The organism is Bradyrhizobium sp. AUGA SZCCT0105 (assembly GCF_018129565.1).
Taxonomy (GTDB): Bacteria; Pseudomonadota; Alphaproteobacteria; order Rhizobiales; family Xanthobacteraceae; genus Bradyrhizobium.
The window spans coordinates 162,054-185,140 of record NZ_JAFCMK010000007.1 but is presented as its reverse complement, the minus strand read 5'-3'; the positions used below and the strand labels follow the sequence as shown (position 1 = coordinate 185,140).

Here is a 23,087-nt window from a genome sequence, read left to right as displayed (position 1 = left end):
TCCACCTGTGACACCGTCCCGGATTGCGCTTCGCTGCATCCGGGCTACTAATCTCGACCCATGACCAAAATCCTGATCGTCAATCCCAACACCACCGCGTCGATGACCGCGACCATCGCCGCTGCGGCCCAGGCGGTTGCCGCTGATGGCACCGAGATCGTGGCCGTCACGTCATCGATGGGACCCGCCTCGATCGAGGGCTTCTACGACGAGGCGTTCGCCGTTCCCGGGCTGATCGACGCATTGCTGAAGACGCCGGACGCCGATGCCGGCATCGTCGCCTGCTTCGACGACACTGGGCTCGATGCCGCGCGGTCGGCAGCGCGTTATCCGGTGGTCGGCATCTGCGAGGCGGCGCTGGTTACGGCCGGGCAGATCGCCAAGCGCATCGGCGTCGTCACCACGCTGCCGCGCTCGATCGTGCCGCTCGAGGAGCTGGTCCGCCGCTACGGCTTTGCCGACCGCGCCACGGTCACCGCCTGCGACGTCGCGGTGCTCGATCTGGAGAAACCGGGTTCGGGTGCGAGGGAGAAGCTGGAGGCGGAGATCGCCCGCGCGTTGGAGAAGGGAGCCGACGCCATCGTGCTCGGCTGCGCCGGCATGGCCGATCTCGCCCATGAGCTGTCTGCGCAATTCGGCGTGCCTGTCGTCGACGGCGTGGCCGCCGCGGTGAAACAGGCGGAAGCGCTCGCCGGCCTCAAGCTCACGACTTCGCGCCGCGGCGCCTATGCTTCGCCTGGAGTGAAGAGATACACGGGTCTGCTCGAAGGATTCGCACCAGGTCTCAAGGAATGACGGTGAGGTGGTTATGACGCCGCGCCGCCATAGATCCGGTCGCGCAGGCGGCGCATGCCGGACAGCCAGCGCTCGCGATTGGTGGCCTTGCGCTGCATGTATTCCTGCACCTGGGGATGCGAGAGAATCAGGAAACGTTCCTCGGCCATCGCCTCGATCACCATCCGCGCCACTTCGCCAGGCTGCAACACGCCGTCGACGCGCGCCGCGCTCGGGCCCGGCGTAGTCATCCCCGTCTGCACCGATTGCGGGCAGAGCACGGAGACGCGGATGCCGCGATCACCATACTGGATGGCGAGATGTTCGGCGAGCGCGACCGCCGCGTTCTTGGTCACGCCGTAAGGCATCGAGTTCAGCGAGGCCAGCAGCCCCGCCGCGGACGCCGTATTGAGCAGATAGCCGGAGCCGCGCGCGAGCATGCCGGGCACCAGCGCGCGCGCCGCGAACACATGGCTCATCACATGCACCCGCCAGCTCACGTCCCAGTCGGCATCGGACGCGGCTTCCTGTCCCTTGCGCGACAGCCCGGCATTGGAGAAGAACACGTCGACCGGGCCATACTTGTCCTCGGCCGCCGCGATCAGCGCCTTGACGTCCTCCTCGAGCCCGACATCGGCGGTAACCGCGAGCCCGTCGATATCGCCGGCGACGCTGGCGAGCCGGTCGCGCGAGGTCTTGAGGTCGGCGACCACGACGCCGCGGGCGCCGGCGTCGGCATAGGCCCGCGCCACCGCTTCGCCGATCCCGCTCGCGCCGCCGGTGACGATGCAGACCTTGTCCTTGACTTGCATGGTTCGATATCCCCGCTTGTTAGCGTCGTGGGGCGGATTGTCAGCTCTGACAGAGCCCCTTGTCACGCGCCTTCTGGATCGCGAGCGCGGCCATCAGGTCGAGCATCGGGGTCGGAAGGCCGGCCGCGCGGGCGAACGCCGCCGGTGCGCGCACCAGCACATCGATCTCCATGGCGCGTCCGAGCTCGTAGTCCTGCAGGATCGATGGCTTGTGGTCCGGCGCCGGGCCTGAGCGGGTGACGCGCTTGACCTCGGGAATGTAGTGCGTCGCCACCGCATTGGCCTCGTCGAGCAGGCGCGGGATCACGTCCTGCAGGTCGGAATCGTCGCGGACGCCGCGTGCGGTCAGCCCCGTCAGCAGGCAGAGCACCGACATCGACATGTTGGTCAAAAGCTTCGACCAGATCGTCTCGCGGATCTCGTTGACCGCGGGCGATTCGATCGATGCGTCATTGAGTGCCGCACGCAAATTGGCGATGCGCTCGCTCCGTCGGTCGTCGCATTCGCCGATCAAAAGCCGGTTGCGATCCGGCGACAGGTTCGCCGCCACGCCGGGCGCAACCACTTCATTGGAGGAGAAGATCACGCCGCCGATGATCCGCTCTTTCGGGACGGCGCTGCGCAGGCGCCCGCCGGGATCGAGGAAGCCGAGATCGGGGATGGCGGGATGCTGCGGCGACAGGCCGAGATCGTACCACCAGGGAATGCCGTTCTGCGCGAACACGATTGATGTGTCGTGCTGAAGCAGCGGCGGCAGTCCGGTTGCGAGCGCGCCGATGCCGGTGGCCTTCAGCGTGCTGATGACGACGTCCTGCGGCCCCAGTTCGGCAGGATCGGCCGACGCCTTCACCTTCGCGGTGACGCTGGTGTCGCCGACCTTCAGCGTCAATCCGCGGGATTTGACCGCGTCGAGATGCGGCCCGCGCATCACGCAGGACACATCGTGGCCGGCGCGTGCCAGCCGGACTGCGAAATGGCTGCCGACCGCGCCCGCGCCGAAAATGCAGATACGCATGGGTGGAACAATTCCTTCCAACGTGCCGCATCAGTTTCCACAAGCGCAGGGCATCGCGCAACCCGTCATGCGCGGGGCGCGGTCGCACGCGCTCGAAAGTGATGGATCAAGGCATCACCTCTCGCCATAGTGGCTTGGCAAGAGCAATTCCGAACGAGGGAGAAACGTCATGTCGGCCAGCCCAGTCCTGTGGAGCCTCGATGCGCGCGGGGTCGCGACCGTCACGCTGAACAGGCCCGAGGTCAACAATGCCTATGACGGCGCGCTGATTGCGGGCGTGCTGGCCGCGATCGACGATCTCTCGACCAGACCGGTGCGCGTCGTCGTGCTGAACGGCAACGGCAAGCATTTCCAGGCCGGCGCCGACCTGAAATGGATCAACGGCGTGCGGCCGAAATCATCCGAGGAGAACGAGGCGGCGTCGCGCGCCACCTTCGAGGCGGTGCAGCGCCTCAACACGCTGCCGGTGCCGACCGTGGCGCTGGTGCAGGGCGGTTGCTTCGGCGGCGGCACCGGCGTGATCTCGGCCTGCGATATCGTGATCGCGGCCGACAACGCGCTGTTCTCGATCACCGAGGTGCGTTGGGGCCTGACGGCTGCGATCATCATCCCGCAGCTTTGCGACGCCATCGGCGCGCGCCAGGTGCGCCGCTACGCGCTGACCGGCGAGCGTTTCGGCGCCGAGGATGCCCGCCGCATCGGCCTCGTCCATGAGGTGGTGCCATCAGCCGATCTCGAAAGCGCGGGCGCCAAGGTCGTGGAGCAGCTGCTCGGCAATGCTCCGGATGCGATGGCCGAGACCAAGAAGCTCGCGATGGAGAGCTCGTTCGGCGGCATGGGTGTGGATGATGAGGCCTACAAGCGCCTCGTCCATCTGCACTCGGCCAAGCGGCAGACCGCCGAGGCGGCCGAAGGACTCGCGTCCTTTGCCGAGAAGCGCGCGGGCCGGTGGGGCGGCGGCGGGGCATAGGCCCGGCCGCTCAGCTCAGCAGCCGCGGCAGATGCCACGCATGCTGCGATAGACCTCTTCGTCGTCACGACGCATCTGCTGCAACTGATCGAACGTCTTCGATTCGCTCGACTGGGTGATCGGCGGCGGCTCGGGCTTGCGCTTCGCCGCCAGCTCCTGCTCCTGGCGATGGTAGCAGGCCTCGCGCTCCGCCTTGGCCTCGATGAAGCGGCATGTCTCGACCGCCGCGGCGGGCGTCGCGACAATGATGAGACCAAGCGACACTGACATCAGGAGTTTCAAGCGGGCGATCCTTATCCGTCCTTGTCTCAGGTCGGCGTGCGGCGAGCAAGACCGCGGCCGTGTCAAAGCGATTGCGCCAGCGACTTTTTCAATGTCTTCAGCAGCGCTTGCACCGCGGCGGCATTGATGCGGCGTTCTGGAACGGCGGCCTTCACCCACAGTTCCGGGATCGGAAACTCGGCGAGGATCGGCTGCAGCGCGCCGTCGCGCAGCGCGTCCGCGACGAGATAGTGCGAGAGCAGCGCGATGCCGTTGCCGGCGATCGCGCTTTGCGTCAGCACGCGGCCCTCGTTCGACGAGAGAATCGGGCGCACCTGGACATTGATGCGGCCGCGTGGTCCCTCGAACGGCCATTCCGGTCCGGTCGGCAGGAAACTGAGGCAGCGGTGATCGACCAGGTCGCGCGGATGTTTCGGCGTGCCGTGCTTCTTCAGATACGCTGACGAGGCGCACAACAGCCGCGGCAGCCGGCACAAAGGCTCGTCGACGACGCCACCGAAGGAATGCGGGAAGGCGCCGATCGCGATGTCAAAACCTTCGGTCACCGGATCGACCGGACGGTCGATCATCACGATCTCGAGCTTCACGCTTCTGTTCTGCTTCTGGAAGATCGTGAAGGCATCGGCGAGCCGCGCGACCGTTAGCGAGGTCGGCGCCTTCACGCGCAGATGATCGGTGAGATCGCGCTGCTTCTCGCCCATCCGCGACAGTAGATCGCCGACATCGGCCACCACGCCGCGGGCGCGATGGACATATTGCTGCCCGGCCTCGGTCAACCGCAACTGGCGGGTCGAGCGGTGGAACAGCGCGGTGCCGATCCGCTCCTCGAGCTGGGTGACGCGCTTGGCGACGACCGACGTCGCGACGTTGAGCTTGCGCGCCGCGGCCGAGAAGCCGCCGGCATCGGCGGTGGCGAGGAAGGCTTCGAGGTTGACCAGCGTGTCCATCCGCTCTTTTCTCTTCCCTTGCCTTTCTCGATTCGCGAAAGCTGATTACATAATCTGGTGGATTGTACTGCAATCCGCATCAATTCATAGTTGGCCCAATCAACTTTGTTCAGGGCGGAAATGATGCTGATGAGCACGATCGAAGAACCTGCGCGGCAGGTCCCGGTCTATGGCGAATATGACGTGGTGGTGCTTGGCGGCGGTCCGGCGGGCATCGCGGCAGCCGTCGGCGCGGCGCGCGCCGGACGGCGGACGCTCCTGATCGAGCGCTACGGCTTTCTCGGCGGCATGGGCACCGCGGCGGGCGTGACGAATTTCTGCGGGCTGCACGCCAACATCTTCGGCGAGATGCATCGGGTGGTGCAGGGCATCGCCTCCGACCTCTTGGCGCGGATCGACCGGCTCGGCGGGTTGAACGCGCCGCATCTGATCCTCGGCAAGATCCTTGCGCAGGCCTATGACACCGCGGCCTACAAGATCGCGGCCGACGACCTGCTGGCGCATCACAAGGTCGATATCCTGTTCCACGCACTCGGCGCCGGCGTCGTCATGGACGGCGCGCACATCCGCGCGCTGATGGTGGAGACCAAGGCCGGCCGGCAGGCCGTGCGGGCCGGCATCTTCATCGACTGCTCCGGTGACGGCGACCTCGCGGTGTGGGCCGGCGCGTCCTATGAGGTCGGCGACAACAAGGGCGGCATGCTCTACCCCTCGATGATGTTCCGCCTCAACGGCATCGATCCGGCGAAAGCCGGCGATGCGTGGCGGACCATCCCGGCGCTGATGGCGCAGGCCGAGGCCGCCGGCACGCATAAATTCCCGCGCAAGTCCGCGATCGTGCGTCCGCAGAAATCGCAGATCGAATGGCGGGTGAATTTCACCCAGGTGACGCGAAGCGATGGCGGCGCCATCTCGGGCATCGATCCTGACGACATGACGCGCGGTGAGATCGAGGGCCGCCGTCAGGCGGTCGAGGCGTTCAAGTTCCTGCGCACGGTGCCGGGCTTCGAGAATTCCTACATCGTCGATCTGCCGCCGCAACTCGGCATCCGCGAGACGCGGCGTGTGATCGGCGGCTACATGCTGTCCGGCGAGGATGTGCTGGGCTGCGCCTCGTTCGAGGACTCGATCGGCGTCAATGGCTGGCCGAAGGAATCGCACGTGCCGGGCGACGTGATCTTCGAGTTTCCGCCGATCCCGGAAAGCCGCGGCTACAACGAGTTGCCGTATCGCATGCTGGTGCCTGATGGCGTCGATAATCTGCTGGTCGCCGGCCGTTGCGCCTCGATGACCCATGAAGGGCAATCGGCGGCGCGCGTCTCCGGTGCCTGTTTCGTGATGGGCGAGGCGGCCGGAACCGCGGCCGCGCTGGCACTGTCGGGCAATACGATTCCGCGCGACATTTCCGTCGAAAAGTTGCAACAACAGCTTGGCAAGCAGGGCGCGTTCATCGGTCGCGATCAGGCCGTGCCTGAAGGAATCTAGAGCGTTTTCAAGCGAAGTGGACACCGGTTCGCGTGAAGAAGATGCGTCAAGACAGGAATCTGGAGCCCCGTTCCGATCTCGTCGGAACGGAAAGGGCTCTTGGCGGAGGACGGCAATGAGAGGTTGGGCGCGGCTCGCACTCGCGGGTCTGCTGGTCTGGGCCGCGAGCGGCATCGCGCGGGCCGATGATCTCCTGAAGGCGAAGGTCGGTGTGTTGCGTCTGTCGTCCTCGGCGCCGGTGTTCATCGCACAGGACAAGGGCTACTTCCGCGACGCCGGCCTCGATGTCGAGCTGAAGTTCTTTGACGCGGCGCAGCCGATCGCGGTCGCGACCACGTCGGGCGATGTCGATTTCGGCATCACGGCGTTCACCGCGGGGCTCTACAATCTCGCCGGCAAGGGCACGCTGAAGGTGATCGGCGGCATGAGCCGCGAGAAAGCCGGCTATCCCCTGATCGGCTATTTCGCCAGCAACAATGCCTATGCGGCCGGCCTCAAGACCCCGAAGGATCTCGCCGGCAAGCGCGTGGCGGTGACCCAGGTCGGCTCCAGCTTCCATTATTCGCTCGGCCTGCTCGCCGACAAATACGGCTTCAGGCTGTCCGACGTGAAGGTCGTGCCGCTGCAATCGCTGTCGAACGCGGCCGCCGCGCTGAAGGGCGAAACCGTCGACGCGGCGCTGCTGCCGGTCTCGACCGCGCGGACGCTGATGGATTCCAACGGCGCGAAATTCCTCGGCTGGGTCGGCGACGAGACGCCGTGGCAACTAGGTGCCATCTTCGCTTCGCCGAAGACACTGGGCAACGCAAAGCTGGTGACCAGGCTGCTCACCGCGCTCACCCGCGCCGACCATGAATACCACGACGTGATCCTGACCGCGATCAAGGATGGCGTCGCGCCGATCAACGAGAAAACAAAACCGCTGCTCGAGATCATCGCCAAATACACCAATCTGCCCGTCGAGCAGGTGGTCGGTAACTGCGCCTATGTCGATCCCGACGGCAAGCTCGACGTGAAGAACGTCGACAACCAGATCAAATGGCTGCAAGGGCAGGGTTTTGTGGACAAGGGCTTTGACGCCGGCACGATCATCGCCAAGGATTATGTGAAGGCGGATTGATGGTGGACGACATCGATCACAACTCTCTCCCCGTCATCCTGAGGTGCGAGCGGAGCGAGCCTCGAAGGATGGACGGCCGAGACATCCGGGCCGTCGACCCTTCGAGACGCCGCTGCGCGGCTCCTCAGGGTGACGGATCCGGCAGTGAGGCTGTAACTCCATGGACCTGATCGCCGACCATATCAGCCATCGCTTCGGCGCGCTCGACGTGCTCGACGATGTCTCCTTCACGGTTCGCGCCGGCGAGATCGTTGCGATCGTCGGGCCGTCCGGCTGCGGCAAGAGCACACTGCTGTCGATCCTCGGCGGCCTGCTGCGGCCAGCCGCGGGCGCCGCCGAGCTGCGCGGGACGCCGCCGGCCGGCAGCCTCAATCCGTTGACTTTCGTGTTCCAGGATTTTGCTTTGCTGCCGTGGAATACGGTCGAGGAGAACGTCGCGTTTCCGCTGCTGCACGCGGCCTTGAGCGCCGGCGAGCGCCGTGCCGTGATCGACGACGCGCTGCGCCGTACCGGGTTGTCGGACTTTCGCGCCGCCTATCCGAAGCAGTTGTCCGGCGGCATGCGCCAGCGGGTCGGCATCGCGCGCGCGCTGGCGGTTCGCCCGGCGATCCTGCTGATGGACGAGCCGCTGTCGGCGCTGGATTCGCAGACCCGCGAGCTCCTGATGGAGGATTTCGTCGGCCTGCTCGCCGACGGCGCGATGGGCGCGGTCTATGTCACGCATAATCTCGAGGAAGCGGTGCGGCTTGCCGACCGCGTCGTGGTGCTGTCGCGCCGCCCTGGCCGCATCAGGGAGATCGTGACCATCCCGATGACGCGCGCCGAGCGCGGCGCGGCGGATGCGCGCGCGCCCATGGCCGCCTTGCAGGGCGAATTGTGGTCGCTGATCCGGAAGGAAGCGATCGATGCCGAGCGCGAGGTCCAGCATGCTTGACCGCTCCCCACAGGAGACGAAGGACCAATCGGCGGAAGCGACGCGGCCGGTCGCGTTTCGCGGCGCCGGCTTCACTCCCGGCGGCAGCCGCTATGCCGGCTGGATCGCGCTCGCGCTCGTCATCGCGGTCTGGCAGCTTGCCGGCAGTGCGGGATTGGTCAACCCGCTGTTCCTGCCGGCGCCGTCGGCGATCGCGGTTGCGATCTATAAGCTCGCGATGTCGGGCGCGCTGTGGCAGCATTTGTCGTGGTCGATCATGCGGATCGGCACCGGCTGGATCATCGGCACGGCAGTGGGCGTCATCGTCGGCTTCGCGATCGGGCTGTCGACCATGGCGCGTGGCGTCGGCATCACCTTCATCTCGGCGCTGTTCCCGATTCCGAAGATCGCGCTGCTGCCGCTGCTCATCCTGTGGCTCGGGATCGGCGAGGAGCCGAAGATCGCGACCATTGCGCTCGGGGTGTTCTTCTCGACCGCGATCTCGGTCTATAGCGGCGTCGACGCGGTGCCGCGCAATCTGATCCGGATGGCGCAGAGCTTCAACGTGCCGTTCCGCGCCATCGTGCGCCGCGTGATCTGGCCGGGCGCGCTGCCCTCGATCCTCGCCGGCTTCCGCATCACTTCGTCGGTCGCGCTGTTGCTCGTCGTCAGTGCCGAGATGATCGGCGCGCAATACGGCATCGGCGCTTTCGTGCTGCAGGCCGGCAATCTGATGCAGACCGATCAGCTGCTCGCCGGCGTCGTGATCCTGTCGCTGTTCGGGCTTGTGGTCGGGAAGCTGATCAACCTGCTCGAGGTGAGGCTGCTGCACTGGCGGTGAGGGCCACACTGCCGGCCACACCCAAGGTGTCGTCCCGGGACCCATAACCACAGGGCGTGGTTGTTGGGAAAAGCTGGGCCCAAGCGCGTTCAACCAATCGAGAGTGGTGGTAATGGGTCCCGGCCTTCGCCGGGACGACGTGGGGTGGGTGCTGCGTGCCTTGCGACGACGGGCCTTATGCGTTGCCGCGATCCTCGCGGAACAAATCCAGCTTCTGCTGCACCGGGCGGTCGGAGAACGAGAACAGCACGGAGTCGGCGTCGGCCTCGTGGGTGACCCAATGCCAGCTCGGCACCACGAACAAATCGCGCGGGCCCCACTCAAATGTCTGGTCGCCGACCCGGGTGCGGCCCTTGCCCTCGATCGCCGCGAACACGGTGGCATCGGTTGACCGATAGCGCGCGGTCTTGAAACCCTTCGGCAGCAGCTGGATGAAGGTGCCGATGGTCGGCATCGCGAAATCGCCGGTCTCGGGATTGGAGAATTTCAGCTTCAGCCCATGGCAGGCGTCCCACTCGTTACTGACCCTGGCCTTCTCTAGCGCCTCGCGGGTGTATTCATATGGATAGTTGAAGATCGGCGAGGTCTTCGAGGTCCGCTTCTGGTCGATCGGCAACAAATTGTGGCCGTAGCGCGCGAAGCTGGCGCCGGCGGGCTTGGAGATCGACTGCTGATCTTCCTTGGCGCCCTCGGCGAACGAGCAATCGAAGAACTGCACCATCGGGATGTCGAGCCCGTCGAGCCAGAACATCGGCTCACTGGTTTCGTTGGAATGGTCGTGCCAGGTCATCGACGGCGTGATGACGAAGTCGCCCGGCGCCATCGCAGTGCGCTCGCCATCGACCGCAGTGAAGGCGCCCTTGCCCTCGAGCACGAAGCGCAGCGCCGACTGGGCATGGCGATGGGCGGGGGCGATGTCGCCCGGCACCACCATCTGCACGCCGGCGAACAGCGAGGTCGTGATCTTGGACTGGCCGCGCAGCCCCGGATTTTCCAGCACCAGCACGCGGCGCTCGGCTTCCTTGGCCGTGATCAATTTGCCGGCCTCGTTCATGTAATCGCGGATCTGGTCGAACTTCCACAGATGCGGGCGGCAGGCGCTCTTCGGCTCCGGCGTGATCAGATCGTTCATCACGTTCCACAGCGCCGAGAGGTTCTGGCCGTCGATCTTCTTGTAGAACGCTTCGCGCTCGGGGGTCTTCTGCACGGCTTCCATGGCAAGCCTCCCATCATCATTCTTGTCGGTTCAATTGATTGACAGTATACTTACAATACGGCTAGCGTCAATGAAGCCGGAGCGTTTTCGAGCGAAGTGGATACCGGTTCGCGTGAAGAAAACGCGTCAAAACTTGAATCTAGAGCTTCGTTCCGATTCCATCGGAACGGAAAAGCTCTAGCCAATGAGGAAATGCAAGGGAGGTTCCGATGAAGCTGCATGGCTATTTCCGGAGCAGCGCGTCCTACCGGGTCCGGATCGCCCTCAATCTGAAGGGGCTGACGTCAGAGCATCTGCCGCATCATTTGCGCAAGGGCGAGCAATGCGCGCCGGCCTATCTCGCGATCAATCCGCAGGGGCTGGTGCCGACCTTGGAGAGCGACGCCGGCGCAATCCTCACCCAGTCGCTTGCGATCATCGAATGGCTCGACGAGACCAATCCCAATCCGCCGCTGCTGCCGAACGACCCATTGCGGCGCGCCAAGGTGCGCGCGTTCGCACAGGCGATCGCCTGCGACACCCACCCGGTGCAGAATCTGAAAGTGCTGGCGCGGCTGCGCCAGCTCGGCCTGCCTGAGGAGCAGGTGACGGGATGGGCGGCCTGGGCCAATCGCGAGGGCCTTTTGGCCTGCGAGACCTTGATCGCGGCGGAGGCCGGGCCATTCTGCTTCGGTGATGCGCCGACGCTGGCCGATCTCTGCCTGGTGCCGCAGCTCGCCAATGCGCGGCGCTTCGGCGTCGACGTCTCGGCCTATCCGCGCCTGCTCAAGGCAGAGGCCGCGGCAAAACAAGTCAAGGCGTTCGCCGACGCCGCCCCGGACAAGCAGCCCGATGCCGAGTAGCAAGCCAACACCCGTCACGATGGACGCGGTCTACACCGCGCCCGGCTATCTGTTCCGGCGCATGCAGCAGATCGCGGTCGCGCTGTTCATCGAGGAGTGCAAGGCGTTCGACCTGACGCCGGTGCAATACGCCGCGCTGGTCACGATCTCGACCCATCCCGGCATCGATGCCACAAGGCTTTCGGCGGTGATCGCGTTCGACCGCTCGACGCTCGGCAATGTGATCGAGCGCCTGCAGGCCAAGGAATACATAGTCCGCAAGCCGGCGTCCGAGGACAAGCGCGTCAAGCTGCTCTACCTCACCAAGGCCGGCGCCGCAGTGCTCAACGACATCATGCCCTCGGTCGACAAGGCGCAGGCGCGGATGCTGCAGCCGCTGAAGCCGGCCGACCGCAAGACGCTGCTGGCGCTCTTGACCCAGCTCGTCGACCTCAACAACGAGGCCTCGCGTGTGCCGCTGCGCGCCGAGGATGCGCTCGAGCATCTCGGGAGGTCAGGCTGATGGCGGAGGGCAAGCCGGTCCTGATCGCGGGCGGCGGCATCGGCGGTCTCGCCGTGGCGCTCGGCCTTGCGCAGAAGGGGATTCGCTCCATCCTGCTGGAGAAAGCTTCAGCACTCGGCGAGATCGGCGCCGGCATCCAGCTTGGGCCGAACGCGTTCCACGCCTTCGACTATCTCGGTGTCGGCGAGGCCGCGCGCAACATGGCGGTCTATATCGACCAGCTCCGGCTGATGGATGCGCTGACCGCCGACGAGATCACGCATATCGACCTCGGCGACAGCTTCCGCGCGCGGTTCGGCAATCCCTATGCCGTGGTGCATCGCGGCGACCTGCATGGCGTGTTCCTGCGCGCCTGCCAGAGCCATGAGCTGATCGAGCTGCGCGTGTCCAGCGAGGTGACAGGCTACGCGCAGGATGGTTCGTCCGTGACCGCAAACCTCGCCAATGGCGAGCGCATCACCGGACGCCTGCTGATCGGCGCCGACGGGTTGTGGTCCAACATCCGCAAGCAGGTGACGGCGGATGGCCCGCCGCGCGTCTCCGGCCACACCACCTATCGTTCCGTGATCCCGACCGAGCAGATGCCCGAGGATCTGCGCTGGAACGCGGCGACGCTGTGGGCCGGTCCGAAATGCCACATCGTGCATTATCCGCTGTCGGGCTGGAAGGTGTTCAACCTCGTCGTCACCTATCACAACGATGCGCCGGAGCCGGTCGCGGGCAAGCCGGTCTCCGAGGACGAGGTGATGAGGGGTTTCACCCACGTCCACGAGCGGGCGCAGAACATCATCCGGCACGGCACCAACTGGAAGCTCTGGGTGCTGTGCGACCGCGACCCCACCGAGCGCTGGATCGACGACCGCGTGGTGTTGCTCGGCGACGCCGCGCATCCGATGCTGCAATATTTCGCGCAGGGCGCCTGCCAGGCGATGGAGGACGCGGTGTGCCTGTCGCACATGCTGGCCAATCACGACGATCATGCGGCCGCGCTGGAAGCCTACCGCGCGCAACGCTTCCCGCGCACCGCGCGCGTGCAACTGATGTCACGCGCAATCGGCGAGCACGTCTACCATCCCGCCGGCGACCACGCCCGCATCCGCAACGCAATCATGAGCGCAAAGTCGCAGACGGAATGGTGCGACGACATCGCGTGGCTGTATGGCGGGACCGGGCTGGGCGGCTAGCTGCTCGATGTGAGATGCGCAACATGCGGCACATTCTCCGTCGTCGTCCCGGACAAGCGAAGCGCGATCCGGGACCCATAACCACCGATAGCTGTTGTTATGACTAGCTGTGGCCCCAGCCTGCTCGCCACAAGCATTTGTGGTTATGGGTCCCGGCTCTCGCCGGGACGACACCGAATTTGCGGTGGCCGCGTCCATCGACCCGCCCCTCACATCCGCATCACCGCCTGGCGATCGATCTTGCCGGTGCCGGTCTTCGGCAGCTCGTCGATGAATTTTACCTCGCGCGGATATTTGTACGGCAACAGCTTTGCCTTGACATAGTCCTGCAGCCGCCGCGTCGCTTCATTGGCGTCGAAGCCGGCCTTGTTCATCACCACCACGGCCCGCAGCGTCATGCGGCGGTCCGGCAGCTCAGCGGCGTAGACGGCGCACTCGCGGACATCGGGGTGATCGGCAAGACACAGCTCGACCTCCAGCGGATAGACCCACTGGCCGGAAATCTTGACCAGATCGTCGGCGCGGCCGCGGAAGAAATGAAAACCGTCGCTGTCGCGCACAAAACGGTCGCCGGTGTAGATCCAGCCGTCCTCGCGCACGGTCTCGGCGGTCTTGTCCGGTCGGTTCCAGTACAGTGGCGTCGCGGAATCGCCGCGCACCCACAAAATGCCTTCCTCATTGTCGCCGACCTCGCGGCCGTCGCTGTCGCGCAGCATGATCTCGTAGCCGGGCACGCGCAGGCCGGCGGCGCCGAGCTTCTTCTGCTCCGCGCGGTTGCTGAGATAGACGTGCAGCACCTCGGTCGAGCCGAGCCCTTCGATGATCTCGAGCCCGGTGAGCCGCTTCCAGCCGTTGAACACGTCGGCCGACAGCACCTCGGCGGCCGAGACCGCCATCCGCAGCGAGGAGAAATCGGCCTGCTCGGCGCCTTCGGTTTTGGTCAGGGTGATGTAGAGCGTCGGCAGGCCGAAGAACACGGTCGGCCGGTACTGCGCAATCGCGGCGAAGATCGCGGCCGGCTTCGGCTGGCCCGGCAACAGCAGCGTCGCGGCGCCGACCGAGAAGGGAAACGTGATCGAATTGCCGAAGCCGTAAGCGAAGAAGATCTTCGGCACCGAGAAGCAGATGTCGCCGGGCGAAAGCTTCAGCACGCTGCGGGCAAAGGCCAGCTCGCTATAGGCCATATCGTGCTGCAGATGCACGATGCCCTTGGGACGGCCGGTCGAGCCCGACGAATACATCCAGAACGCCATCTCGTTGCGGTGGGTGTCGGCCGCGTCAAGCTCGGTCGGAAACGCTTGCAGCCAGTCGCCGGCGTTGCGCGCCTCCGCGACGGCATGCCCGGTACCCGTGCCATTGACCACGACCAGCGTGCGCAGCGACGTGTCCTTGCAGGCCTCGGCGTCGAAGCGCGAACAGAACTCCGCATCGGTGACGGCGACCTGCGCGCCGGCATCGGACAGATAGAATTGCAACAGCTCCGGCGTCGTCAGCGTGTTGATCAGCAATGGCACGAAACCGGCGCGCACCGCGCCGAAGAACGCTGCCGGATAGGCTGGCGTGTCGTCGAGGAACAGCAGCACGCGGTCGCCGCGCTTTAGCCCAAGCGACTGGAAGGCGTGGCCCCAGCGCGCCGCCTCGGTGCACAGTTCGCGATAGGTCCGCGTGCCGGCGGGACCGGTCAGCGCCAGGCGGTCGGCATTGCCGTTGCCGAGATTGTCGAACAGGATGCGGCTCGCATTGTAGCGCTCGGGAAGCGCAAAGCCGATCTCGCGCGCACCGGGATTGTCCTGCGGAACCAGGTCGGCGATCCCAGTCATGAGCGTCCCTTTGCGGCCTCAAAACGGGCCATGAAGGCGGGCGACATCGCGCGCAACCGCGCATCGTCGATCCGGCCGGAGCGGGTGATGTAGCTGTAGGCGAAATCCATCAGGCCGCGCTTCATGTGCGCGGGGAAATGCTCGTACCAGTCGGCGCTGGTCCGCGCTGCGGTAACGAGCTTCTTCACGATCGGCTTGCGCTCGGCCTCGTAGCGGGCAAGCGCAGCGGCGATGCTGCTTTCGGTCTCCAGCGCCTTGGTCAGCGCGATCGCATCCTCGATCGCAAGCCGGGTGCCCGAGCCGATCGAGAAATGCGCCGAATGCAGCGCGTCGCCGATCAGCACCATGTTGCCGTGCGACCAGCGCTCGTTCCAGATCCACGGGAAATTGCGCCACACCGATTTGTTCGAGATCAGTCTGTGACCGTCCAAGGTCGCGGCGAATACGTCTTCGCAGATCGCCTGCGATTCCTCGATCGTCTTGTCGGCGAAGCCGTAGGCCGCCCAGGTCGCCGCGTCGCATTCGACCAGGAAGGTGCTCATGTCCTTTGCATAGCGATAATGATGGGCGTTGAAGTTGCCGCGCTCGGTCGCCACGAACGTTTGCGACAGTGTCGCGAAGGGTTTGCTGGTGCCGTACCAGGCGAATTTGTTGGTCGAATGCGAGACCGACGCGCCGAATGCGGCCTCAAAATCGCGGCGGACCATCGAGTTCAACCCGTCGGCGGCGACGATCAGGTCGTAACCCCTGAGTTGGTCGACCGATTGCACCACGGTGTCGAAGCGCGGCGTGACGCCAGTGCTGCGCACGCGCTCCTGCAGGATCGTCAGCAGCGCCAGCCGGCCGATCGAGGAGAACCCGACGCCGTCGATCTCGACGCTCTCGCCGCGCAGATTGAGCCTGATGTTCTTCCAGCTCTCCATCCGCGGCGCGATGGCGTCGACCGTCTCGGGGTCGTCGGCGCGCAGGAACTCCAGCGCCTGTTCGGAGAACACCACGCCGAAGCCCCAGGTGGCGCCGGCGGCGTTCTGCTCGAACAGATCGATCTCGGCGTCAGGATGACGCTTCTTCCAGAGATAGGCGAAATAGAGCCCGCCGGGCCCTCCGCCAATCACGGCGATCCGCAACGTCTGCCTCCCAGATTGACAGTGTACTTACTATTTGGGTCCAGACTAATCGCCCTCTGGCGGGAACGCCAGAGGGAAAATGCACGCGGCGACCAGAAGCGTGGCCGCGAACGGCTCAGTAGCAGCGGCGGACCTTGACCCCGCCGACCCACACCCAGCGGCAGCCGGCGACCACGGGCTTGCGGACGACCACCGCGCCGCGCGTGCTCGCGCATCCGGCACGATAGGGGCCGCGTCCGCACACCACGGCGTTGGCATCGGAGGACTCGAAGGTCATGGTCGCGGCAAAGGACAGCAGGGCCGCAGCGATCAGCAATAATGAGCGCATGATATTCCCTCTCCCGGAGTGAGGTTGGTTGGCCTGTTTGTGACAACAAGGTGCTGCGGCTCCGTGCCCGGCAAATCACCGCGCAACTATCGTCTCACCGCCTGCGCGGCTATTTCTTTTCCGCTGCCGCCAGCACTTTCTTGCAGGCGGGCGTCAGCTTGTCGCTCTCCTTGGCAAGACAGGCGATGATGCGTCCGCCGCCGGGCGTCACGCTTTTGCAGAACTTCTGATAGTCGCCCATGCAGGCGTCGCGTTGCGCCGATGTCAGCTCCTGGGCGTAGACGGCGGTTGAGCCGCAAAGCAGAACGGCGGTCAGGACAAGACGCAGCATCGATCGCTCCCTTTTCCGATCAGTCGCATGACAACAGGGTTACCGCGCCGCGAACGGCGCCAGCACCTCGCGGCACGCCGGCGACAGTGAGCCGGCATTGGTCGCCAGGCATTGCACGATCCGCCCGCCGCCCGGCTGGACGCCGCCGCAGATCGAGCGGACGTCGGCGCCGCAGGCCGAACGCAGCACGAAAATCTCTTCGCGCGGCCGCAGCGGCCGCAACGCGATCACCGCCGGTGCAGCCGCCGGAGCTGCCGTTGTCGCGGCACCCGCGGCCGGCGCGGCGCCACCGCCGCCGGCGGCCGCCACGGCCTTCTCGCAGGCCGGCGAAAGCTTCTCCTTGTTCTTCTCGAGGCACTGCAGCGCCGGCGCACCGCCGGTCGGCACGCCCGCGCAGACCTTGGGATAATCGGAGCGGCATGCGCTGCGGATCGCGGAGATCTGCGCGCTGCTTGGCTTTCCTGCGGCGGCCTTCGGTGCCGCCGTCTCCGCGGGCTTGGCCGCCGTCGCCGCCGGAGCCGCGTCGGTCTTGGCTGCTGCGGGCGCAGCGCTTGGAGCTTCCACGGCCTTCACGGCGCTGGCGCAGCCAGGGCCGAGGCTTGCCATGTTCTTCTGCAGGCATTGCAGTGACGCTTCGCCGCCGGGCGGAACGCTGGAGCAGTGTGCGATGTAATCGTTGCGGCATTGCGACTTGATGGCGTCGCGCTGCGCCTGGGTCGGCGCCTGCGACAAGGCCGGTGCGGTGCTCATCAGTGCCGCAAGCGCGAGCCATGCGGAGAGCCTCGTTGCACGTGTCAACGCGTTGATCATTTGAATAAATCCTCTCGTCGCGCCGGAAGCCTCCGGCTCAACTGAACTGAGTCTCAAAAAGTTTTGCTCTAACAACCTTCGCGAGCGACATCATTTTCGCTTTCGAGTTCCGCTGCAAGCGGATTGTTGCTATGGAATACGTCGGCTGAATTTTTTGCTCGCTTCTATATCTTTGAATTAAGACATTTGAATTGAGGCTCGGAAATGAGGCATGCGCGCGCGTCGGCACATTTCAGTCAGAGCGATTTTGTGCGGCTGCGAAATGCGCCGCTTGTGCGCATCGCCTTCGTCGTAGCAGCCCTGGTCAGTTTAAGTGCCTGCGAGCAAAACAGTTTTGTTGCGCCGCCGCCGCCCAAGGTCGAAGTCGCGCCGCCGGTGCAACGCGCCATCACGCGCTACCTGGACGCCACCGGAAACACCGCGCCGATCAAGACCGTCGATCTGGTCGCGCGCGTGCAGGGTTTTCTGCAGTCGATCAACTATCAGGACGGCTCGCCGGTGAAACAGGGGACCACCCTGTTCACGATCGAGCCCGAGACCTACAAGCTGAAGCTGGAGCAGGCGCAGGCCGCGGAGGTCGGCGCACAAGCAACGCTGAAGCAGGCCGAGTCCGATTTCAAGCGGCAGCAGGATCTGGTGCAGCGCCAGGCGGTCTCGCAGGCGACGCTGGAAAACTCGACCTCGACGCGGGACAACGCGCAGGCCAACCTGCAGCAGGCCCAGGTCAACACCAAGATCGCCGCGGTCAATTACGGCTACACCAATGTGGCCGCCCCGTTCGACGGCATCGTCAGCAACCATCTCGTGTCGGTCGGCGAGCTGGTCGGCGTGGCCTCGCCCACCCAGCTTGCCACCATCGTGCAGCTCGACCCGATCTATGTGAATTTCAACGTCAGTGAGCAGGACGTGCAGCGGGTGCGTGACGAAGCGCGTCGCCTCGGCATGACGGTCAACGATATCAGGCAGTTGCCGGTCGAGGTCGGCCTGCAGACCGAGACCGGTTATCCGCACAAGGGCAAGCTCGATTACGTCGCACCAACCGTCAATCAGTCGACCGGAACGCTTCCCGTTCGTGGCTTAATACCCAATCCGGATCGCGTGCTGCTGCCGGGATTCTATGTCCGCGTTCGCGTGCCCTTCACCAAGCAGGAGAACGCGCTGCTGGTGCCGGACGTTGCGATCGGCAGCGACCAGGCCGGCCGCTACGTGCTGGTGGTCAATGCCGACAATGTGGTCGAGCAGCGCAAGGTGACGATCGGTCCGCTCGACGAAGGGCTGCGCGTCATCGAGAGCGGGCTGAAAGCCGATGACCGCGTCGTGACCGCCGGATTATTGCGCGCGATCCCCGGGCAGAAGGTCGATCCGCAGATGCAGAAGGGCGACGCGACGCCGGCACCGGCCAAGTGAGGGGCGCGCCATGATCTCGAAATTCTTCATCGAGCGGCCGGTCCTTTCCAACGTCATCGCGATCCTGATGATCCTGATCGGCGGCGTCGCGCTGTTCAATCTTGCGGTCGCGCAATATCCCGATGTGGTGCCGCCGACGGTCCAGGTGACGACGCGCTATCCCGGCGCGTCGGCAAAAACCGTGATCGACACCGTGGCGCTGCCGATCGAGCAGCAGGTCAACGGCGTCGAGGACATGCTTTACATGCAGTCCTACAGCGGCGCCGACGGCACCTACACGCTGACGGTGACCTTCAAGATCGGCACCGACCTCAACTTCGCGCAGGTGCTGGTGCAGAACCGCGTCTCCTCGGCATTGTCGCAACTGCCGACCGCGGTGCAGAACCAGGGCGTCACGGTGCAGAAGCGGTCGACCTCAATCCTGCTGTTCGTGACGCTGACCTCGCCGAACAAGACCTACGACAGCCTGTTCCTGTCGAACTATGCCACCATCAACATTCGCGACGAGCTGTCGCGCCTGCCAGGCGTCGGCAACGTCACGGTGTTCGGCGCCGGGCAGTATTCGATGCGGGTGTGGCTCGATCCGAACAAGCTGCAGGCGCGCGGGCTGATGCCGCAGGACGTCATCCAGGCGATCCAGCAGCAGAGCCAGCAGGTCACCGCGGGTCAGGTCGGCGCGCCGCCCGCGCCGCAGGGGCAGGCGTTCCAGTACACACTGAACGTCAACGGCCGGCTCGACGATGCGAGCCAGTTCGAGAACATCATCGTCAAGACCGGCAATGTCGGCGACGTCACCCGCGTCCGCGATCTCGGCTCGGTCGAGCTCGGCGCGCAGACCTACAGCCAGGTGTTCTCGCTCAACCAGAAGCCGGCCACCGGCATCGGCGTGTTCCTGTCGCCGGGCGCCAACGCGCTGCAGGTCGAGAAGGAAGTGCAGAAGAAGGTGGCGCAGCTCGCCAAACAGTTCCCGCAGGACATCAAGTACGACACGCCGTTCGACACCACCAAATTCGTCCAGGCCTCGATCGACGAGGTCTACCGGACGCTGATCGAGGCCGGCCTGCTGGTGCTGGTGGTGATCCTGGTGTTCCTGCAGGACTGGCGGGCGATGCTGGTGCCTGCGACTACGGTGCCGGTCACCATCATCGGCGCGTTCGCGGCGATGGCCGCGCTCGGCTTCACCATCAACCTCTCGACGCTGTTTGCGATCGTGCTGGCGATCGGCATCGTGGTCGACGACGCCATCGTGGTGGTCGAAGGTGCCGCGCACAATATCGAGCGCGGCATGTCCGGGCACGATGCCGCGATCAAGGCGATGGACGAATTGTTCGCGCCGATCGTCGGCATCACGCTGGTGCTGATCTCGGTGTTCCTGCCGGCGGCCTTCCTGCCGGGGCTGACCGGCCGGATGTACGCGCAATTCGCCCTAGTGATCGCGGCGACCGCGCTGCTCAGCGCCGTCAATGCCGCGACCTTGAAGCCGACGCAATGTGCGCTTTGGCTGCGCCCGCCGGTACCACTGGCGCAGCGCAATGTCTTCTACCGTGGCTTCAACGCGGTCTATGACCGGGTGGAGCGGGGCTACACCCGGATGATCGGCGGCATTGCCGGCCACGCCAAGACCTCGGTCCTCGTCGCGCTGATCCTGATCGGAATTGCCGGCTACGGGCTGTCGCGGGTGCCGACCGGCTTCATTCCGATCGAGGACCAGGGCTACGTGCTGGCCGCGGTGCAGCTGCCCGACGGCGCCGCGATCGATCGCACCCAGCGGGCGCTCGATCAGGTCACCGAGATCGCTCGCAAGACACCGGGTGTCGAGCAGGTGGTCGCCATCGCAGGCATCTCCGCGCTCGACAACTCGTCGAGCCTCGCCAATGCCGGCGTCGCCTATGTCATCCTGAAGGATTGGGGCTCGCGCGGCCCCGGCGAGGATCTGCGCTCGCTGGTCTACGGGCTCAACGACAAGCTTGCGGTGATCCCGGAGGCGCGGATCCTGGTGATCCCGCCGCCGCCGATCCAGGGCATCGGCAATGCCGCCGGCTTTGCCATGCAGGTGCAGCTCCGTGACGGCAACGCCGATTACGGCAAGCTGCAGGCGGTGACCGGCGCCGTCGTCGGCAATGCGCAGACCCAAAGCGCGCTGCAGCGGGTGCAGTCGTCGTTCCGCTCGATGGTGCCGCAGTTCGACGTCCAGGTCGACCGCGTCAAGACCGAGACGCTGCACGTCACCACCGACCAGATCTTCTCGACACTGTCGACCTATCTCGGCGCGAGCTACGTCAACCAGTTCACCAAGTTCGGCCGCACCTTCCAGGTCTACACCCAGGCCGATGCGCAATACCGCCTGACGCTGCGCGACATCGAGAACATGATGGTGCGCAACAGCAATGGCGACATGGTCCCGCTCGGCACCGTGGCGAAGATCACCCCGTCGGTCGGGCCGTCGCTGATCAGTCTCTATAACCTCTATCCGTCCGCGACCATCATCGGCCTGCCGTCGCAGGGCTACAGCTCCGGCCAGTCGATGGCGCTGATGGAGGAGATCGCCGCCAAGACGCTGCCGCCCGGGACCGGCTATGAGTGGACGGCGATGTCGTACCAGGAGAAGGAGGTCGGCAGCCAGATCTACTATGTATTCGCGCTGGCGCTGCTGCTGGTCTATCTCGTGCTCGCCGGACAATATGAGAGCTGGTACGCGCCGATCTCGGTGATCCTGGCGGTGCCGCTGTCGCTGCTCGGGCCCATGCTGGTGCTGACGTCGCTTCGGATCGAGAACAATCTCTACACCCAGATCGGCACCATCCTGCTGATCGCGCTGTCGGCCAAGAACGCGATCCTGATCGTCGAGGTCGCGCTCGAGCATCACATCCGCGACGGCAAGCCGGTGCTGGAATCGGCGATCGACGCGGCCCGCGCCCGGTTCCGGCCGATCCTGATGACGTCGTTCGCCTTCATCCTCGGCGTGCTGCCGCTGGTGCTCGCGACCGGCGCCGGCGCCAGCGCCCGCAAGTCGATCGGCATCACGGTGTTCTCCGGCATGATCGCCTCGACCTGCCTCGCGGTGCTGTTCGTGCCGGCATTCTTCGTCGTGGTGCAGAATTTCGAGAACTGGCGCAAGGCAAAGAAAGGCAAGGCGGCCACGCCGCAAGCCGCACCGCAGGCGTCGGGGACCGTGCATTAGGGCCGCGCGCACCAAACCCATCCCCGTCACCCTGAGGAGGCCGCGAAGCGGCCGTCTCGAAGGGTCGACGGCCATCAGCCGGCCGTGCATCCTTCGAGACGCGCTTCGCGCTCCTCAGGATGACGGGTTTGAGAGCGCTTCCCGCTACACCCTCACCATGCGCTTGCCGCGGTTCTCGCCGGCCAAGAGCCCGATCAGCGCTTGCGGCGTGTTCTCGATGCCGTCGATGACGTCTTCCTGGACCTTGAGCTTGCCCGAGGAGACCCAGGATTGCAGGTCGGCGAGCGCGGCATCGCGCTGGTCCATGTAGTCCATCACGATGAAGCCCTGCATGACCAGCCGCTTCACCACGATCAAGCCGGGCACGCCGCGCGGGCCGTGCGCGGAGGGCACGCCGTCATATTGCGAGATCGCGCCGCAACAGGCGATCCGGCCGCGATTGTTCATCTGCGCCAAACAAGCTTCGAGGATGTCGCCGCCGACATTGTCGAAATAGACGTCGATGCCCTTGGGCGCCGCTGCGCGCAGCGCCTTGTAGGTGGCGCCGTCCTTGTAATCGACCGCGGCGTCGAAGCCGAGCTCCGAGGTCAGCCAGTGGCACTTGTCCTTGCCGCCGGCGATGCCGACCACGTGGCAGCCCTTGATCTTGGCGATCTGGCCGACGATCGAGCCGACCGAGCCTGCGGCCGCCGACACCACCACGGTCTCGCCCTCCTTGGGCTTGCCGACATGGAGCAGGCCGAAATAGGCGGTCAGGCCGGCAATGCCATAGACGCTGAGCAGATGCGTCATCGGCTCGAGCTTCGGCATCCTGGCTAGGTGCTTGGCGGGCACGGCGGCATAGTCCTGCCAGCCGGTGTCGCCGAACACGATATCGCCCGGCTTCAAGCCGGGGTCATTCGACGCCACCACTTCGGCGATGCCGCCGCCGGCCATCACGGTGTTGGCTTCCACCGCGGCGCGGTAAGTGGCGCCGTGCATCCAGGCGCGGTTGGCGGCGTCGAGCGAGATGTAGCGCGTCCGCACCAGCGCCTCGCCGTCCTTCGGCGCGGGGACCGTGCCCTTGGTCAGGCGAAAATGCTCGGGGCCAAGCTTGCCGGTCGGCTTCTCAACAAGCAGGATCTGGCGATTGACGGTGTCGTTCATTGGCGGTGTCTCCCCTCTTGGCTTCCCTTGGCGT

Annotated in this window: 22 protein-coding genes; 11 read left to right on the top strand and 11 right to left on the bottom strand. The window is 65.5% G+C overall.

Going from position 1 to position 23,087, the window contains the following annotated elements; genetic code table 11:
* The first annotated feature begins 60 nt into the window (after positions 1–60).
* Positions 61–795, top strand: coding sequence for an aspartate/glutamate racemase family protein (locus JQ573_RS29855; RefSeq protein ID WP_212311861.1), 735 nt, complete (start codon positions 61–63; stop codon positions 793–795).
* Between the two features lie 11 nt (positions 796–806).
* Here the strand turns inward: JQ573_RS29855 and JQ573_RS29850 are convergent, their stop codons facing one another.
* Together JQ573_RS29850 and JQ573_RS29845 are read right to left on the bottom strand one after the other, a co-directional pair.
* On the bottom strand, positions 807–1,586 hold the full coding sequence (locus tag JQ573_RS29850; RefSeq protein ID WP_212311860.1) for an SDR family oxidoreductase: 780 nt from the start codon (positions 1,584–1,586) through the stop codon (positions 807–809).
* A gap of 40 nt (positions 1,587–1,626) precedes the next feature.
* The gene (locus JQ573_RS29845; RefSeq protein ID WP_212311859.1) at positions 1,627–2,601 is read right to left on the bottom strand and encodes a ketopantoate reductase family protein; all 975 of its coding nucleotides are present in this window, start codon (positions 2,599–2,601) and stop codon (positions 1,627–1,629) included.
* 169 nt (positions 2,602–2,770) lie between these two features.
* Here JQ573_RS29845 and JQ573_RS29840 point away from each other — a divergent pair, with 169 nt between their 5' ends.
* Positions 2,771–3,571 (top strand): enoyl-CoA hydratase-related protein, encoded by an 801-nt coding sequence (locus tag JQ573_RS29840; RefSeq protein ID WP_212311858.1) that lies wholly within the window; start codon positions 2,771–2,773, stop codon positions 3,569–3,571.
* Between the two features lie 15 nt (positions 3,572–3,586).
* Here the strand turns inward: JQ573_RS29840 and JQ573_RS29835 are convergent, their stop codons facing one another.
* Together JQ573_RS29835 and JQ573_RS29830 are read right to left on the bottom strand one after the other, a co-directional pair.
* Positions 3,587–3,841, bottom strand: coding sequence for a type VI secretion protein (locus JQ573_RS29835; protein WP_249132509.1), 255 nt, complete (start codon positions 3,839–3,841; stop codon positions 3,587–3,589).
* A gap of 74 nt (positions 3,842–3,915) precedes the next feature.
* The gene (locus JQ573_RS29830; protein WP_212311857.1) at positions 3,916–4,800 is read right to left on the bottom strand and encodes a LysR family transcriptional regulator; all 885 of its coding nucleotides are present in this window, start codon (positions 4,798–4,800) and stop codon (positions 3,916–3,918) included.
* A gap of 123 nt (positions 4,801–4,923) precedes the next feature.
* Between JQ573_RS29830 and JQ573_RS29825 the strand changes: the two genes are divergently transcribed.
* From JQ573_RS29825 to JQ573_RS29810, 4 genes are all read left to right on the top strand, one after another.
* Positions 4,924–6,285: an FAD-dependent oxidoreductase gene (locus JQ573_RS29825; RefSeq protein WP_212311856.1), complete on the top strand. Its 1,362-nt coding sequence runs from the start codon at positions 4,924–4,926 to the stop codon at positions 6,283–6,285.
* A gap of 115 nt (positions 6,286–6,400) precedes the next feature.
* Positions 6,401–7,405 carry an ABC transporter substrate-binding protein gene (locus tag JQ573_RS29820; RefSeq protein WP_212311855.1) on the top strand — a complete coding sequence of 335 codons (1,005 nt, stop codon included), beginning with the start codon at positions 6,401–6,403 and terminating at the stop codon, positions 7,403–7,405.
* A 160-nt stretch (positions 7,406–7,565) separates the two neighbouring features.
* A complete protein-coding gene (locus JQ573_RS29815) occupies positions 7,566–8,339 on the top strand; it encodes an ABC transporter ATP-binding protein (RefSeq protein ID WP_212311854.1) in 774 nt (257 codons plus the stop codon).
* Entirely contained in the window at positions 8,332–9,159 is an 828-nt protein-coding gene (locus JQ573_RS29810; RefSeq protein ID WP_212311853.1) for an ABC transporter permease, read from the top strand. Before JQ573_RS29815 ends, JQ573_RS29810 begins: the two co-directional genes overlap by 8 nt.
* A gap of 175 nt (positions 9,160–9,334) precedes the next feature.
* Here the strand turns inward: JQ573_RS29810 and gtdA are convergent, their stop codons facing one another.
* Entirely contained in the window at positions 9,335–10,375 is a 1,041-nt protein-coding gene (gene gtdA, locus JQ573_RS29805) for a gentisate 1,2-dioxygenase (protein WP_212311852.1), read from the bottom strand.
* Between the two features lie 209 nt (positions 10,376–10,584).
* Here gtdA and maiA point away from each other — a divergent pair, with 209 nt between their 5' ends.
* Genes maiA through JQ573_RS29790 form a run of 3 tightly spaced genes read left to right on the top strand, consistent with a single transcriptional unit; the run spans position 10,585 to position 12,903 of the window.
* Positions 10,585–11,217 carry a maleylacetoacetate isomerase gene (gene maiA / locus JQ573_RS29800; protein WP_212311851.1) on the top strand — a complete coding sequence of 211 codons (633 nt, stop codon included), beginning with the start codon at positions 10,585–10,587 and terminating at the stop codon, positions 11,215–11,217.
* The gene (locus JQ573_RS29795) at positions 11,207–11,719 is read left to right on the top strand and encodes a MarR family winged helix-turn-helix transcriptional regulator (RefSeq protein WP_212311850.1); all 513 of its coding nucleotides are present in this window, start codon (positions 11,207–11,209) and stop codon (positions 11,717–11,719) included. The genes maiA and JQ573_RS29795 overlap by 11 nt, the downstream gene beginning before the upstream one ends.
* The gene (locus JQ573_RS29790) at positions 11,719–12,903 is read left to right on the top strand and encodes a 3-hydroxybenzoate 6-monooxygenase (protein ID WP_212311849.1); all 1,185 of its coding nucleotides are present in this window, start codon (positions 11,719–11,721) and stop codon (positions 12,901–12,903) included. Before JQ573_RS29795 ends, JQ573_RS29790 begins: the two co-directional genes overlap by 1 nt.
* Positions 12,904–13,112: 209 nt before the next feature.
* Here JQ573_RS29790 and JQ573_RS29785 read toward each other — a convergent pair whose 3' ends face one another.
* From JQ573_RS29785 to JQ573_RS29765, 5 genes are all read right to left on the bottom strand, one after another.
* Positions 13,113–14,723: a benzoate-CoA ligase family protein gene (locus JQ573_RS29785; protein WP_212311848.1), complete on the bottom strand. Its 1,611-nt coding sequence runs from the start codon at positions 14,721–14,723 to the stop codon at positions 13,113–13,115.
* Positions 14,720–15,850: an FAD-dependent monooxygenase gene (locus tag JQ573_RS29780; RefSeq protein ID WP_212311847.1), complete on the bottom strand. Its 1,131-nt coding sequence runs from the start codon at positions 15,848–15,850 to the stop codon at positions 14,720–14,722. The genes JQ573_RS29785 and JQ573_RS29780 overlap by 4 nt, the downstream gene beginning before the upstream one ends.
* Positions 15,851–15,965: 115 nt before the next feature.
* The gene (locus JQ573_RS29775) at positions 15,966–16,178 is read right to left on the bottom strand and encodes a hypothetical protein (protein ID WP_097671005.1); all 213 of its coding nucleotides are present in this window, start codon (positions 16,176–16,178) and stop codon (positions 15,966–15,968) included.
* A gap of 109 nt (positions 16,179–16,287) precedes the next feature.
* A complete protein-coding gene (locus JQ573_RS29770) occupies positions 16,288–16,509 on the bottom strand; it encodes a cysteine rich repeat-containing protein (protein ID WP_092119845.1) in 222 nt (73 codons plus the stop codon).
* Positions 16,510–16,548: 39 nt separating this feature from the next.
* Positions 16,549–17,319: a cysteine rich repeat-containing protein gene (locus JQ573_RS29765; protein WP_212311846.1), complete on the bottom strand. Its 771-nt coding sequence runs from the start codon at positions 17,317–17,319 to the stop codon at positions 16,549–16,551.
* A 249-nt stretch (positions 17,320–17,568) separates the two neighbouring features.
* On the opposite strand from JQ573_RS29765, the gene JQ573_RS29760 reads away from it, so the two are divergent.
* Positions 17,569–18,726, top strand: coding sequence for an efflux RND transporter periplasmic adaptor subunit (locus JQ573_RS29760; RefSeq protein WP_212311845.1), 1,158 nt, complete (start codon positions 17,569–17,571; stop codon positions 18,724–18,726).
* Between the two features lie 10 nt (positions 18,727–18,736).
* Entirely contained in the window at positions 18,737–21,907 is a 3,171-nt protein-coding gene (locus tag JQ573_RS29755; protein WP_212311844.1) for an efflux RND transporter permease subunit, read from the top strand.
* 144 nt (positions 21,908–22,051) lie between these two features.
* Here JQ573_RS29755 and JQ573_RS29750 read toward each other — a convergent pair whose 3' ends face one another.
* Positions 22,052–23,053, bottom strand: a complete 1,002-nt coding sequence (locus JQ573_RS29750) for an NADP-dependent oxidoreductase (RefSeq protein ID WP_212311843.1) — start codon at positions 23,051–23,053, stop codon at positions 22,052–22,054.
* Positions 23,054–23,087 lie beyond the last annotated feature (34 nt).

Excerpts from the sequence above, each read along its gene's own strand:
- JQ573_RS29755 (WP_212311844.1), top strand. The coding sequence starts at position 18,737 with ATGATCTCGAAATTCTTCATCGAGCGGCCGGTCCTTTCCAACGTCATC.
- JQ573_RS29765 (WP_212311846.1), bottom strand. The coding sequence starts at position 17,319 with ATGATCAACGCGTTGACACGTGCAACGAGGCTCTCCGCATGGCTCGCG.
- JQ573_RS29845 (WP_212311859.1), bottom strand. The coding sequence starts at position 2,601 with ATGCGTATCTGCATTTTCGGCGCGGGCGCGGTCGGCAGCCATTTCGCA.
- JQ573_RS29795 (WP_212311850.1), top strand. The coding sequence starts at position 11,207 with ATGCCGAGTAGCAAGCCAACACCCGTCACGATGGACGCGGTCTACACC.
- JQ573_RS29825 (WP_212311856.1), top strand. The coding sequence starts at position 4,924 with ATGCTGATGAGCACGATCGAAGAACCTGCGCGGCAGGTCCCGGTCTAT.
- JQ573_RS29810 (WP_212311853.1), top strand. The coding sequence starts at position 8,332 with ATGCTTGACCGCTCCCCACAGGAGACGAAGGACCAATCGGCGGAAGCG.
- JQ573_RS29770 (WP_092119845.1), bottom strand. The coding sequence starts at position 16,509 with ATGCTGCGTCTTGTCCTGACCGCCGTTCTGCTTTGCGGCTCAACCGCC.
- JQ573_RS29815 (WP_212311854.1), top strand. The coding sequence starts at position 7,566 with ATGGACCTGATCGCCGACCATATCAGCCATCGCTTCGGCGCGCTCGAC.
- JQ573_RS29820 (WP_212311855.1), top strand. The coding sequence starts at position 6,401 with ATGAGAGGTTGGGCGCGGCTCGCACTCGCGGGTCTGCTGGTCTGGGCC.
- JQ573_RS29855 (WP_212311861.1), top strand. The coding sequence starts at position 61 with ATGACCAAAATCCTGATCGTCAATCCCAACACCACCGCGTCGATGACC.
- JQ573_RS29750 (WP_212311843.1), bottom strand. The coding sequence starts at position 23,053 with ATGAACGACACCGTCAATCGCCAGATCCTGCTTGTTGAGAAGCCGACC.
- maiA (WP_212311851.1), top strand. The coding sequence starts at position 10,585 with ATGAAGCTGCATGGCTATTTCCGGAGCAGCGCGTCCTACCGGGTCCGG.
- JQ573_RS29790 (WP_212311849.1), top strand. The coding sequence starts at position 11,719 with ATGGCGGAGGGCAAGCCGGTCCTGATCGCGGGCGGCGGCATCGGCGGT.
- JQ573_RS29840 (WP_212311858.1), top strand. The coding sequence starts at position 2,771 with ATGTCGGCCAGCCCAGTCCTGTGGAGCCTCGATGCGCGCGGGGTCGCG.
- JQ573_RS29835 (WP_249132509.1), bottom strand. The coding sequence starts at position 3,841 with ATGTCAGTGTCGCTTGGTCTCATCATTGTCGCGACGCCCGCCGCGGCG.
- JQ573_RS29775 (WP_097671005.1), bottom strand. The coding sequence starts at position 16,178 with ATGCGCTCATTATTGCTGATCGCTGCGGCCCTGCTGTCCTTTGCCGCG.
- gtdA (WP_212311852.1), bottom strand. The coding sequence starts at position 10,375 with ATGGAAGCCGTGCAGAAGACCCCCGAGCGCGAAGCGTTCTACAAGAAG.
- JQ573_RS29785 (WP_212311848.1), bottom strand. The coding sequence starts at position 14,723 with ATGACTGGGATCGCCGACCTGGTTCCGCAGGACAATCCCGGTGCGCGC.
- JQ573_RS29850 (WP_212311860.1), bottom strand. The coding sequence starts at position 1,586 with ATGCAAGTCAAGGACAAGGTCTGCATCGTCACCGGCGGCGCGAGCGGG.
- JQ573_RS29830 (WP_212311857.1), bottom strand. The coding sequence starts at position 4,800 with ATGGACACGCTGGTCAACCTCGAAGCCTTCCTCGCCACCGCCGATGCC.